11 protein-coding genes are annotated in these 12,444 nt (G+C 49.2%); 7 read left to right on the forward strand and 4 right to left on the reverse strand.

Annotated elements, in window-relative coordinates:
• Nucleotides 1–211 precede the first annotated feature (211 nt).
• The 4 genes from nagE (at nt 212) to miaE (ending at nt 4,498) form a co-directional block, all read left to right on the forward strand.
• Nucleotides 212–1,669: an N-acetylglucosamine-specific PTS transporter subunit IIBC gene (gene nagE, locus HPC38_RS03855; RefSeq protein WP_208119949.1), complete on the forward strand. Its 1,458-nt coding sequence runs from the start codon at nt 212–214 to the stop codon at nt 1,667–1,669.
• Between the two features lie 125 nt (nt 1,670–1,794).
• A complete protein-coding gene (gene pepE, locus HPC38_RS03860) occupies nt 1,795–2,526 on the forward strand; it encodes a dipeptidase PepE (RefSeq protein ID WP_208119950.1) in 732 nt (243 codons plus the stop codon).
• Between the two features lie 122 nt (nt 2,527–2,648).
• Nucleotides 2,649–3,698, forward strand: a complete 1,050-nt coding sequence (locus HPC38_RS03865; protein WP_208119951.1) for an extracellular solute-binding protein — start codon at nt 2,649–2,651, stop codon at nt 3,696–3,698.
• A gap of 41 nt (nt 3,699–3,739) precedes the next feature.
• Nucleotides 3,740–4,498 (forward strand): tRNA isopentenyl-2-thiomethyl-A-37 hydroxylase MiaE, encoded by a 759-nt coding sequence (gene miaE / locus HPC38_RS03870; RefSeq protein ID WP_208119952.1) that lies wholly within the window; start codon nt 3,740–3,742, stop codon nt 4,496–4,498.
• Nucleotides 4,499–4,528: 30 nt separating this feature from the next.
• Here miaE and rmuC read toward each other — a convergent pair whose 3' ends face one another.
• Nucleotides 4,529–6,136 carry a DNA recombination protein RmuC gene (gene rmuC / locus HPC38_RS03875; RefSeq protein ID WP_208119953.1) on the reverse strand — a complete coding sequence of 536 codons (1,608 nt, stop codon included), beginning with the start codon at nt 6,134–6,136 and terminating at the stop codon, nt 4,529–4,531.
• A 74-nt stretch (nt 6,137–6,210) separates the two neighbouring features.
• On the opposite strand from rmuC, the gene HPC38_RS03880 reads away from it, so the two are divergent.
• From HPC38_RS03880 to HPC38_RS03890, 3 genes are read left to right on the forward strand one after another with little or no spacing between them, the layout of a single operon-like run.
• On the forward strand, nt 6,211–6,807 hold the full coding sequence (locus HPC38_RS03880; protein ID WP_208119954.1) for a Maf family protein: 597 nt from the start codon (nt 6,211–6,213) through the stop codon (nt 6,805–6,807).
• Complete coding sequence (locus HPC38_RS03885; protein WP_208119955.1) at nt 6,800–7,789, forward strand: aminodeoxychorismate synthase component I; 990 nt, start codon at nt 6,800–6,802, stop codon at nt 7,787–7,789. Before HPC38_RS03880 ends, HPC38_RS03885 begins: the two co-directional genes overlap by 8 nt.
• Nucleotides 7,782–8,342, forward strand: a complete 561-nt coding sequence (locus HPC38_RS03890) for an aminotransferase class IV family protein (protein WP_208119956.1) — start codon at nt 7,782–7,784, stop codon at nt 8,340–8,342. Before HPC38_RS03885 ends, HPC38_RS03890 begins: the two co-directional genes overlap by 8 nt.
• Here the strand turns inward: HPC38_RS03890 and HPC38_RS03895 are convergent.
• The 3 genes from HPC38_RS03895 to pfkB all read right to left on the reverse strand — a co-directional run bounded on the left by HPC38_RS03895 (nt 8,329) and on the right by pfkB (nt 12,443).
• Nucleotides 8,329–9,720 carry a cryptochrome/photolyase family protein gene (locus tag HPC38_RS03895; RefSeq protein WP_208119957.1) on the reverse strand — a complete coding sequence of 464 codons (1,392 nt, stop codon included), beginning with the start codon at nt 9,718–9,720 and terminating at the stop codon, nt 8,329–8,331. The genes HPC38_RS03890 and HPC38_RS03895 overlap by 14 nt on opposite strands.
• A gap of 121 nt (nt 9,721–9,841) precedes the next feature.
• The gene (gene fruA / locus HPC38_RS03900) at nt 9,842–11,500 is read right to left on the reverse strand and encodes a PTS fructose transporter subunit IIBC (protein WP_208119958.1); all 1,659 of its coding nucleotides are present in this window, start codon (nt 11,498–11,500) and stop codon (nt 9,842–9,844) included.
• A 1-nt stretch (nt 11,501) separates the two neighbouring features.
• Nucleotides 11,502–12,443, reverse strand: a complete 942-nt coding sequence (pfkB, locus tag HPC38_RS03905; protein ID WP_208119959.1) for a 1-phosphofructokinase — start codon at nt 12,441–12,443, stop codon at nt 11,502–11,504.
• Between the last annotated feature and the right edge of the window lies 1 nt (nt 12,444).

Genomic DNA, 12,444 nt, shown 5'->3' on the forward strand with positions numbered 1-12,444 from the left:
TTACCTAGTGCGTAAACTTCCTCCATTTCACATAAAACAGTGATAATCTTCACAAATTAACAAACTAACAGCCGCTTTATTTATAAATATTGCTATACTGCCCATAGGTGAAGGTTCTTCACCACGAATTGCTGTTTTTAACCCAAAAATGAAAACGTTTACATTCGCCGTAGTATGACTTTTGCGGCGAAGGGCAAGAGGAGCACAAGAGATGCTAGCATATCTACAACGTATTGGGCGCGCGTTAATGGTGCCTGTTGCGACCCTGCCAGCGGCCGCAATTTTGATGGGGATTGGTTACTGGATTGATCCTAACGGCTGGGGTGGCGACAGCGCCTTAGCCGCACTTTTGATCAAATCAGGCGGCGCAATCATTGATAATATGTCATGGCTTTTCGCTGTGGGTGTTGCCTATGGCATGTCAAAAGATAAAGACGGTGCAGCAGCACTGGCAGGTTTGGTTGGGTTCTTTGTTATCACAACCTTGCTCTCACCCGGTGCGGTGGCGCAACTTAAAGGCATTCCAGTTGATCAAGTGCCTGCCGCGTTCGGCAAAATTGCCAACCAATTCGTCGGTATTTTAGTTGGGGTGCTCTCAGCCGAGCTATACAATCGCTTCTATCAAGTGCAGTTGCCACAATGGCTCGCATTTTTTAGTGGCCGCCGCTTAGTGCCTATTGTGGTTTCCTTTGTGATGATTGTAGTATCGCTGATCATGATGTATGTTTGGCCTGTTATTTTCAATGCGTTGGTCGGCTTTGGTAAACAAATCAGTAGTGCAGGCCCAACGGGGGCAGGTATTTATGCCTTCTTTAACCGCTTGCTCATTCCTGTTGGGTTGCACCACGCGCTCAATAGCGTATTCTGGTTTGACGTAGCGGGCATTAATGACATTCCTAATTTCTTAGGCGGCCAAGCCTCCATTGACGCAGGCAAAGCTATTCCAGGCGTCACTGGTATGTATCAAGCGGGTTTCTTCCCAATCATGATGTTTGGTTTGCCAGCCGCGGCTTTGGCGATGTATCACAGCGCTAAACCAAGCAAAAAAGCAGCGGTGGCAGCGATTCTCTTTGCTGCGGCACTGGCCTCATTCTTCACTGGTGTCACCGAACCGCTTGAATTCGCCTTTATGTTTGTTGCGCCTGTATTGTATGTGGTGCACGCATTGCTCACTGGGGTGTCTGTCTTCATTGCAGCCACTTTCCACTGGATGGCTGGTTTTGGTTTCTCCGCAGGTCTTGTGGACATGGTACTTTCAGCCAAAAACCCATTGGCGACCAATTGGTACTTCTTGATCGCACAAGGATTGGTATTTGCGGCAATTTACTACTTTGTCTTCCGTTTCATCATTACCAAATTCAACTTAAAAACCCCTGGTCGTGAAGAAGACGACGCTGCAAGCACAGCGAATGACAAAACACACGCGAACAGCCAAGATCTGAACGCGCGTGCGCAAGCCTTTGTAGATGCACTCGGTGGCAAAGACAATTTAAGCAACATTGACGCGTGTATCACACGTTTGCGCCTAGAGCTTGTCGATCGCAGCAAAATTGATGAAGCCAAGTTGAAAAGTATGTCACGTGGTGTCATTAAAGTTGGTGATAGCGCACTGCAGGTTATCTTAGGCCCTGAAGCTGAACGCGTTTCAGATGCGATGAAGCAACTGTAATCACACAATCACATCATAACAAGCCGCCTTTTATGGGCGGCTTTTATTTAAAATTTGACTTAGATTAACCGCACTTTTGTTAAAAACGCGTACAATAGGAAAAATCACCTTTAAAAGGAGCTGTTATGAATATTTTTATGTTAAGCAATGCAAAAATCCCCAACAATACTCGCATTTTGGAATATGCTCTGCCCGATATCATCGACAGTTTTGTGCGTGAAAAAGTCAAAAACGTGCTGGTTATCACTTATGCGGTTGTGCGCATGAGTGCGCAATCTCGCGTGGACGACGTTAAGAACAGTTTTGCTGATTTGGATCTCAATATCAAAGGCATTGAAGAGTTTGATGACCCTGTTGAAGCGATTTATCAAGCCGATGTGATTATGGTCAGCGGCGGCAACACTTGGCAGCTTAATAAAATGCTGCACGACAATGGCTTGATTGAACCGATTCGCGATGTGGTGCTCAACCATAACGTGACCTATGTGGGCTGGAGCGCAGGGTCGCTGATTTGCTGCCCAACTATTTGCACCACCAATGATATGTGCCCTGTAAGCACAGCCATCACCAGTGCACTGGGTTTTGTGCCGTTTCAAATTAATGCGCATTATATCGACAGCCACCTACACGGACACATGGGCGAAACGCGCGATGAGCGCATTGCTGAATATTGTATTTTAAATCCACATAAAACGGTGCTCGGCATTGCAGAAGGCACTTGGTTACACCTTAACGACAATGGGCTACACTACCACGCACCGCAGCAAAATGCAGTGGCCTGCTTTAAATTCGGCGAGGAAAAACAGTGGGTTGTCTATGACGAAGACATGAACCGCTTTATGCAATTCCGCCAGTGAGAAAAGAGTGCAAAAAAAATCGCTTATTGTTATACTGCAAACGCTGACTTTTCAGCGTTTGTTTTATTTGATCAACCGCACTTTGGTGCTGCCTGAATTTCAGGTTTTGGAGGACTTGAAAATTGAAAAGACTATTTTCCGCCCGTCGTTTAAAATCACTTCTTGTTGCAGCCCTCACTTTATTTAGTTCTACTCTGTTCGCAGCCGAAAAACTTTATGTATATAACTGGACTGAATATATCCCAAATCAACTGCTGACCCAATTCACCAAAGAAACAGGGATTGAGGTGATCTACACCACCTTTGAAAGCAACGAAGAGATGTATTCCAAAATGAAACTGATGAAAAACAGCGACTATGATCTGGTTTTTCCATCAAGTTACTACATTGCGCGCATGGCGAAAGAAGGTATGTTGCAAAAAATCGACAAAAGCAAGCTCAGCAATCTTGGCAACATTAACCAAGATTTACTCGGCAAGCCGTTCGATCCAAACAATGACTATTCATTGCCCTACATTTTTGGACTAACTGGCATCGGGCTTAACGCTGCTTTCGTCGATCCTGCCAGTGTCACAAGTTGGAAAGATCTTTGGAATGCGCAATACAAAGGAAAAGTGTTATTAACCAATGACTCACGGGAAGTGTTTCACATTGCATTGCTGATTGATGGCCACTCGCCCAACACCACCAACGCTAATGAAATCAAACAAGCCTATGAAACACTCAAAGATTTAATTCCAAACGTGGCGACCTTCAACTCCGACACCCCTGAAGTGCCTTATCTGCAAGGGGAAGTTGACATCGGCATGATTTGGAACGGCTCTGCTTTCCGTGCCCATAAAGAAAACCCAGACATTCAATTTGTTTACCCACAAGAAGGGGCGATTTTCTGGATGGATAACTACGCCATTCCAACTGGCGCCAAACACGTTGATGCCGCCTATCAATTCATCGACTTTATGCTGCGTCCAGAAAGTGCTAAAGCCGTGATTGAAACTATGGGCTTTTCAATGCCAAACAACAAAGTAAAACCGTTGCTAAGCGAAGAAGATGCCCAAAGCCCGATTTTGTTCCCAACCAGTGAACAAATTCAAAAAGGCGTATTGCAAGCAGATGTTGGTGATGCCATCGACATCTATGAAAAATATTGGAATTTACTCAAAGCCCATTAACCTAAAAGAGCGGTTCGCCGCTCTTTCTTAACCGCACTTTTATGATGTATCAAGAACTATTAGCCCCCATTTATCAGTTTTTAGGCTGCCCAACGCCTGATGCGTGGATCGACTTTGCCAAACGCCCTGAAAACTTAACCACCATTTTGCAAGATCACATGATGTGTGAGCTGAAAGCGGCGCAATCGGCAATGCTGCTGTTGCGCAAATATGCTGCCAACACGCAAGCCAACGAAAATTTGCTGGCGTGGATGAAACCTTATGAAGATTTTGCCTACCGAAAAATCGGCGACTTAAGCGCGCTGAAAGGCAAAAGCCAAATCACGAAAAAAATCGAACCGCGCGACGATAACCCTTTTGCTGCGGAATTAATCGATAAAATGGTGTTATTGATCAAAGAAGAATTGCACCATTTCTACCAAGTGTTAGAGATTATTGAAGCACGTGGCATTCAACTGGAGAACATCACCGCAGGGCGCTATGCCAAAGGATTAATGCGTGAAGTTCGCCACTTTGAACCCGCCACCTTAATCGACAAGCTGATTGTCGGTGCGTTCATTGAGGCGCGCTCATGCGAGCGTTTTGCCAAACTCGCACCGCACTTAGATGAGGAACTCAAGCAGTTTTATATCTCACTGCTGCGCTCTGAGGCACGCCACTATCAAGACTACCTCACCCTCGCACAAAAAATCTCACCTGACGACATCAGCGCGCGCGTGGCGCACTTTGCCCACGTTGAAGCAGAATTAATCAGCTCCCCCGACAGCGAATTTAAATTTCACTCAGGCATTCCACAGTAAAAAGTGCGGTCAACGCTGACCGCACTTTAGTTATGCTTGCTCGTCGGCTTTCACCACATTGAGCCGCTCGTGCTCTGCCACATTTTGCAGCGGTTCAAGCTCTGGCAGAGTTTTGGTCACTTTCGATGACAACGTTTTAAACTGCTCCACTTTGCTATAAAGCCCGCGCGTACCAACCAGCGCTGTGACCGTGCTGTTGTAATGATTGCTGACCGCCGAAAGTGAATTGCCCAACTTTTGCAACCGCTCAGCCAGCACGCTGACTTGATTATAAAGCTCACCGGCGCGCGCGCTGATCTCTTGCGCTTCACTATTGCCTCGCTCAATGCGCCACAGATTGGCCACCGTACGCAAAATCGGCATCAAGGTGGTGTGCGAAACAATAATCACATTTTTGTTATACGCCTCATTAAACAGTGCGTGATCTGCTTTCAGTGCCTCAATGTAGGCAGGTTCTAACCCAATAAACATCAACACAAAATTCGGGCTGCGCATGCCAATCAGGTTGCTGTAATCTTTTTGTGCTAACTCGTTCACATGCTGGCGCACCGCTTTAACGTGTTCACGCAAAAAGTGCTGCTGCTCTGCCTCGCTGTCGCAGCTGACCGCACTTTCATACGCCACCAGCGACATTTTGCTATCAATGATCAGATGTTTATCATCTGGCAATTTCACCACAAAATCAGGCAATCGGCGGTTGCCTTGTACATCCTTAAAGCTCGCCTGAGTGTCATAGTGCTCACCTGCCACCAACCCTGCCAGCTGCAAGCTGCGCTCTAACTGCATTTCGCCCCAGTTCCCCGTGGTTTTCTTCTCGCCTTTCAGTGCAGTGGTGAGATTATTCGCCTCTTGCGACATCGCAAGCCCAATATCGAGCACTTTTTTAATCTCACTTTCCAGCGCCACCTGTCCTTTAATGGACTCCGAATGCACCTCATTAACACGTTTTTGAAAACTGTCAATCTGTTCACGAAATGGCTTCAGCAAGCCTTCAAGCGCACTTTGATTGTGCTGTTGAAAACGTTGGCTCTTCTCTTCCAAAATGCGGTTAGCAAGATTTTGGAACTCTTGCGTTAACTGCATTTTCGTTTGCTCAAAATTTTGCTGCTGCTTGGTGAAATGCAGCTCACGCTCTTCCAGCGAGGTTTGTAATTTCATCAGCGCGCGCTGGGTTTGACCCAGCTCTTGCTCTAGGTTTTGCAGCTGCTGATCTTTGCCCGCCATCTGCGTGTGGCTGCGCTCAAGCTGGCTTTGTAAGCTCTGCGCCAGCGCATTAGCCGCACCAAAGCGTTCTTTGAGTGCGGTGATCTGCTCGCCGATCGCCTCGTTACGCGCTTGTTCTTCATCGAGTTCTTTTTGCAAATACTGAATTTTTTCATCGCGCTCACCAAGGCTGGTTTGCAAGCCCTCCACACGCGTTTGCGCTTGTACGAAGCTGCTTTGCAGCTGCTGGCTATGGCTTTGCAATTGCTCATATTTTTGCGCCAATTGGTTGAAATCCGCAATCGTTTTGTTCAAATCAGCGCGCAACTCTTGGCTGTCGCGCTTGCGCTTTGCATTCCAAAAAAATAAAATCAGCACCACAAGCACTAATACGGCGCAAGCAAGCTGAGTGAGTTGTAATGAATCCAGTGGCATAATGTGTCCTTTTTGGGCGTTATTATACTGCAAAACCGCACTTTTTGCTTATGCCAATTCAAACAGAGGAGTTTATGCCCACAACACTGTATCTCGCCTCACAAAGCCCACGCCGCTGGGCGCTACTCACCCAGCTGGGTTTTACGCTCAAATCACTGGACAGTGACATTGACGAAACGGCGCAAGCAGGCGAAAACGCACACGATTATGTGCTTCGAATGGCACGAGAAAAAAATCGTGCAGCGCGAGCTAATCTTAACGGTGAACCGCACTTTGCCATTGTCACCGCCGACACCTGCGTGGCGTTGGATGAGCAGATTTTAGGCAAGCCTGAAAACACACAGCACGCCTTTGAAATGTTGCGTGCGCTGTCTAATCGCGCCCATCATGTGCTCACGGCAGTGTGTGTCTATTTCAACGGCGAAGAGCGCACCATCGTGCAGCAAAGTGCGGTGCGCTTCGCCGCGCTGACAGAAACACAAATTCGTGCCTATATTGCCAGTGGTGAGCCGATGGATAAAGCGGGCGCGTGTTGCATTCAAGGATTAGGGGGCAGTTTTGTCAGCCATATCGACGGCAGCTACACGGGCATTATGGGCTTGCCGTTATTTGAAACGCGCATGCTACTCGCCGAGTTTGGCATTCTCCCACCGGCGCTGCAACATGAATAAAAGCGACTTTATTCAGCACGCCAATGCCTTTGGCTGCACTCGCCAGCCGTGCTTTTTTGCCATCGACTTTGAGCAACAACGCCCCTTCGTTTGTGCCTTGCCTGACGCCGAAAAGTGCGGTTTTTATTATGCTTTTGGCGAGCAAACCAACTTCAAGCGCACGTTATCCCCGCAGCCATTACAACTGCGTGCCACACCCGTGCCACTTGAAGATTACGCCCGCGCCTTCAACCAAGTGGCACACGCACTGCAAGCGGGCAACACCTATTTGCTCAATCTCACCATGCCCACGCCGATTGCGTGCAATCTTTCACTCGAGGCTATTTTTGCCTTAAGCCGCGCGCCGTATAAATTACTCAGCCAAGGTAAAAACCGCACTTTTGTCTGTTTTTCGCCCGAACCGTTTGTGCAAAGCCGTGATAATCAAATTTTTTCCTACCCGATGAAAGGTACCATTGACGCCACTCTGCCTGATGCCGAACAACGCTTGCTCAACAATCAAAAAGAGCTGTGGGAGCACAACACCATTGTGGATCTCATTCGCAATGATTTGGCGATGGTGGCAGAGCATATTCAGGTCACACGCTTTCGCTATGTGGAGCGACTGGAAACCGAGCGCGGCGCCATTTTGCAAACCAGCTCAGAAATTCGTGGCAATTTGCCGCCCAACTGGCAATCCTATTTAGGCGAGATGCTTTGGACACTTCTGCCTGCAGGCTCAATCAGTGGCGCACCAAAAGAGAAAACGGTGGAGATTATCCAGCAGGCGGAAGGCGCACCACGCGGCTTTTATACTGGTATTTTTGGCATTTTTGACGGTGAAAATGTGCAAAGTGCGGTAGCGATCCGTTTTATCGAACAAGGGGAAAATGGGCTGATTTTTCGCAGCGGCGGCGGCATCACCGCGCAAAGCCAACTGCGTGATGAATACCTCGAAGTGGCGCAAAAAGTGTATATTCCCATAAGGGGTGACGATGTTTGAACTGTTTGAAACGCTTGCCGTTATTGACGGCGTGGTGCAAAATCCGCACTATCACCAAGCGCGCTGCCAGCAGGCATTGACCGCACTTTATGGCAGCACCTGCACGCCTTGTGATTTCACCCATCTCATCATTCCAAATGCGTTTCAATCAGGGCTAGTACGCGCACGCGTGGACTACAACACGACCGATTTTGCCGTGCAGTTTTTCCCTTATCAACGCCGCAACTTCTTGCGATTCAAGCCCGTGGTGTGCGATGAAATCAACTATGCCTTTAAATTCGTTGACCGCACTTTGCTCAACGCGCTCTATGCCCAACGTGGCGAATGTGATGAGGTTATCATCATCAAACAGGGCTTGGTCACCGACTGCTCAATTGGCAATTTGTGCTTTCTCAAGCAAGGCGTATGGTACACGCCAAAAACGCCTCTGCTCGCCGGCACGCAACGCGCAAAATTACTCGATGAAGGGCGCATTGTCACGACAGATATTCGCGCTGATCAATGGGCAAATTTTGAGCAGATCCGCGTCATTAACGCCCTTAATCCGCTTTAAACATCGCCAGCGCTAACTTGCGTTGCTCTGTGTGATCAACCATCGGCGCAGGGTAATCCACCAACACAGGCGTTTTTGCCACCCATGGCGCATGAATGTCTTTATTATTCAATGCGCTAAGCTCAGGCACATAACGGCGGATAAACTCGCCATCAGGATCAAATTTTTGCGATTGCGTCACTGGGTTAAAAATGCGGAAATACGGCTGCGCATCACAGCCAGTGGACGCTGCCCACTGCCAGCCACCATTGTTGGCAGCAAGATCAAAATCCAGCAATTTTTCGGCAAAATACGCCTCACCCCAGCGCCAATCAATCAACAAATCTTTGGTCAAGAAACTCGCCACAATCATGCGCAAGCGGTTGTGCATAAAGCCCGTTTGATTAAGCTGACGCATCGCCGCATCCACAATCGGAAAGCCCGTTTGACCGCACTTCCACGCGGCAAACCAGTCAGGATTATTACCCCATTTGATGGCGCGATAGTGTTCTTTAAAACTCTCATGCACCACATTGGGGTAGTGATAAAGCAATTGTTGATAAAACTCACGCCAAATCAACTCCGACAGCCAAGTGTCCGCCCCTTCGCTTGGCCGCTCCAAACACAAACGCACCAAATGCCGAATAGACAGCAGCCCAAAGCGCAAATAGGTGGAAAGGTATGACACGCCTTTTTTAGCGGGAAAATCACGCAATTGATGATAACGCGCCAAGCGTGGCAAAAAATCTTGCAAGCGTTCGCGTGCGGCTTCCTCACCGCCTTGTAGCACATTGTCTTGCCGTTCAAAACCCAAATCGCGCAACTCAGGCAGCGGAAAGCGATTTTTATGCGCATTAAAAAAGGCTGCATCATTAACACAACTTCCCCAATCATCCACAAGGGCAAGCTGTTCAAACACGCTGAGGAGCTTCGCAAGCCACGCTTTTTTGTACGGCGTAAAGACACTATACGGCTTGCCTTGCTGGGTTAAAATGGCACCTTTCGGGAAAATCACCTGATCGCACACTTGCTCAAACGCCACATTATCGCAAGCCAACGCAGCACGCACCGCCGAATCTCGCGCAATCGCCGCAGGCTCATAATCTTCCGCACACACCACACGGGTTGCGCCAGCGGCTTTCGCCAACGACGGCACCGCACTTTTAGGGTCATCATGCACCACCCAAAGAGGAATATGATGCGCCGCCAAGGCCTCACGCAACGCCACCAACGACTGATGAATAAAAGTCAACCGCCGATCATCTCGCTTCAAAGTCGCCAAAATAGTGGTGTCAAACACAAAAACGGCCACCACGGGCTTGTTATGCAAAAGTGCGGTTTGCAGCGTGCGGTTATCAAACAAACGCAAATCCCGCCGCAGCCAGACAATCGTTGTCATATCTCCCCCTTGTTTTGGGGTATTGTACCGAAGTGGAGTGGCTTGTTAAAGTCCTGTTTAGGTTGGTAAAAAAACCGCACTTTAAATAATGTCAAAAGTGCGGTTGGGTGATTGGATCACATTAAACCATGTTTTGTTCGCGTGGTTTAATTGCGGCATAAATTGCGCCTGTGAGTAGGCTGCCAGCGGCGATGGCGATGAGGTAGAGCAGCACGGGTTGGATGGCGCCAGGGATGGCGAGCACGAAGATGCCACCGTGTGGTGCCATGAGTTTTGCGCCAAAGAGCATGGATAACGCGCCCGTTAGTGCGCCACCGACCATGCAGCTTGGAATCACGCGCATTGGATCACGCGCAGCAAAGGGGATTGCGCCTTCTGAGATAAAACATAAGCCCAACACAAACGAAGCTTTGCCCCCTTCGCGCTCGTTGTTGGCGAATTTTTTGCGTGCAAGGAATGTGGCGATCCCCATGCCAAGCGCTGGCACCATGCCGCTTGCCATCACTGCTGCCATTGGCAAGTAAGACGATGAGGCCAGTAAGCCGACAGCAAAGGCGTATGCTGCTTTGTTAACTGGCCCGCCCATATCAAAGCACATCATGGCACCTAAAATGATACCTAACACCACTGCGCTGCCTGATTGCATTCCGCTTAAGAAGTCAGTCATGCTTTTCATAATCCACGCAACGGGGTCACCCACCACGTAGATCATAATTAAGCCTACCAATAGCGTGGAGAAAAATGGAATGATTAAAATTGGTTTTAGCGCGCTCATGGTGGCGGGTAGTTTGATGTAATCTGCGATCCATTTTGCGAGATAACCACCCAAAAAGCCTGAAATGATCCCACCTAAGAATCCTGCCCCGAGCGAGCTGGCAAGCATGCCGCCCACCAAGCCTGGGGTAAGCCCTGGTCGGTCGGCGATGGAGTAGGCGATATAACCGGACAGCACGGGAATCATCAAGCCAAAGGCGCTGCCGCCTCCAATTTGCATCAAGGCCGCCGCCAGCGTGCCTTCTTGTTTAAACGCTTCAATCCCGAACACGAACGACAGCGCAATGATCAAGCCGCCGGCTACCACCATCGGCAACATATGAGACACCCCTGTCATCAAGTGGCTATAGATGCCCTTTTTCTCGCTTTTTTCCGTTGATCTGACCGCACTTTTCTCTTGGCTGGCGTGATAAACGCTCGCCTCACGCCAGGCTTTGTCGAACTCTGATGCGGTTTTTTTCAACGCAAGCCCTGTTGAGGTGCGATACATCAACTTGCCGTCGAATTTGCTCAAATCAACTTCAATGTCGGCTGCCACAAACACCAAATCTGCCGCACGAATATCTTGCTCGCTAAGCACGTTGCCTGCGCCCACTTGCCCGCGGGTTTCCACTTTCACCTGCCAGCCTTGCGCTTGACAGTAGGTTTCAATGGCTTCAGCCGACATAAAGGTGTGCGCCACGCCCGTTGGGCAGGCAGTGACAGCCACAATGTTTTTTTGTTGAGCGACCGCACTTTGCTTTTCTGCGTGAAATAATGTTGCCTGTTGTAATGCAGCAGCTAATTGCTGTTCTGGGTTGAGCAGGCTATCGGCGTGCAAAAATGCCACTTGTTTACCCGCCAGTGCCGTGTGTTCAACCGCACTTTTCCCAAGCACCACACAAACGTCACCGTCGTCGGTGACAACACTATGCCCTGCGCGTTGAGCGGCGGCGTGAAACACTTCGTGCAGTAAAAAGCGTCGCGCTTCTCCTTGATTTTGAGCATCAATTAATTGAATTTTCATCTTATTCTCCCTTGCGCTGAATCGTTACTTTTTTCATCATATCGTTAAGCTGTTGGCGATCGGTTAGCCCGACATTTTCTTGCATCACGGCTAATGTCCCTAATGCGCTGGCGCACGCGAACACCTCCTGCGGCGACCATTGCTGGCTTAAGCCATAAATAAAGCCCGCCACCATCGAATCGCCTGCCCCCACTGTGCTCACAATGCGCTCACAGCGTGGTGGCTGGGCATGGAACACGCCATATTCACTCACCCACAGCGCCCCTTTTTCGCCCATGGAAACCACCACATTTTCAATCCCTTGTGTGTGCAACGCCTGCGCAGCATCGATGATCTCATCAAGTGTTTTTAGCGGCACGTTCATGTACTCCGCCAGCTCATGCTCATTGGGTTTCACCAGCCACGGTGTTGTTTGCATGCCTGCGTTCAGCGCCGCTTTGCTACTATCCAACACCACTTTCACCCCCAGCGCGCGCACCGCACTTAGCCACTGCGCGAACATGGCGGCACTAACGCCACGCGGCAAGCTGCCACACACGGCGACTAATTGCACATCGCGCAGATAATTCACGCTGTCGTCACAAAATTGCTGCCATTGGGGCGCGCTGACGGTAAAGCCAGAGAAATTGAGATCCGTCACCTCGCCATCGCTTGCGGTGAGTTTGACATTGGTGCGCGTGCTGCCAGCGATGCGTTGCATGCGGTCAATCACGTTGAGCGTGGCAAAATGCTGTTCAAAGGCGGCGCTATTTTCTTGACCTAACAGCCCGCCGAGCATAATGCCCGTCACGCCAAGATCACTTAATACTTTCGCCACATTAATGCCTTTGCCCGCGGGGTAAACACCCAACGTTTGCACCGCATTCACGCCGCCCAAGGTGATATGTTCCATGCGCCCAACTAGATCAAAAGCAGGGTTGAGGGTTATCGTTGCAATGTTCATA

It is taken from the genome of Spirabiliibacterium pneumoniae (assembly GCF_014884995.1).
Taxonomy (GTDB): Bacteria; Pseudomonadota; Gammaproteobacteria; order Enterobacterales; family Pasteurellaceae; genus Spirabiliibacterium; species Spirabiliibacterium pneumoniae.

Bases quoted from the DNA above. Each gene is read 5' to 3' on its own strand.
- nagE (WP_208119949.1), top strand. From the start codon at position 212: ATGCTAGCATATCTACAACGTATTGGGCGCGCGTTAATGGTGCCTGTT.
- pepE (WP_208119950.1), top strand. From the start codon at position 1,795: ATGAATATTTTTATGTTAAGCAATGCAAAAATCCCCAACAATACTCGC.
- miaE (WP_208119952.1), top strand. From the start codon at position 3,740: ATGATGTATCAAGAACTATTAGCCCCCATTTATCAGTTTTTAGGCTGC.
- rmuC (WP_208119953.1), bottom strand. From the start codon at position 6,136: ATGCCACTGGATTCATTACAACTCACTCAGCTTGCTTGCGCCGTATTA.
- HPC38_RS03880 (WP_208119954.1), top strand. From the start codon at position 6,211: ATGCCCACAACACTGTATCTCGCCTCACAAAGCCCACGCCGCTGGGCG.
- HPC38_RS03885 (WP_208119955.1), top strand. From the start codon at position 6,800: ATGAATAAAAGCGACTTTATTCAGCACGCCAATGCCTTTGGCTGCACT.
- HPC38_RS03890 (WP_208119956.1), top strand. From the start codon at position 7,782: ATGTTTGAACTGTTTGAAACGCTTGCCGTTATTGACGGCGTGGTGCAA.
- HPC38_RS03895 (WP_208119957.1), bottom strand. From the start codon at position 9,720: ATGACAACGATTGTCTGGCTGCGGCGGGATTTGCGTTTGTTTGATAAC.
- fruA (WP_208119958.1), bottom strand. From the start codon at position 11,500: ATGAAAATTCAATTAATTGATGCTCAAAATCAAGGAGAAGCGCGACGC.
- pfkB (WP_208119959.1), bottom strand. From the start codon at position 12,443: ATGAACATTGCAACGATAACCCTCAACCCTGCTTTTGATCTAGTTGGG.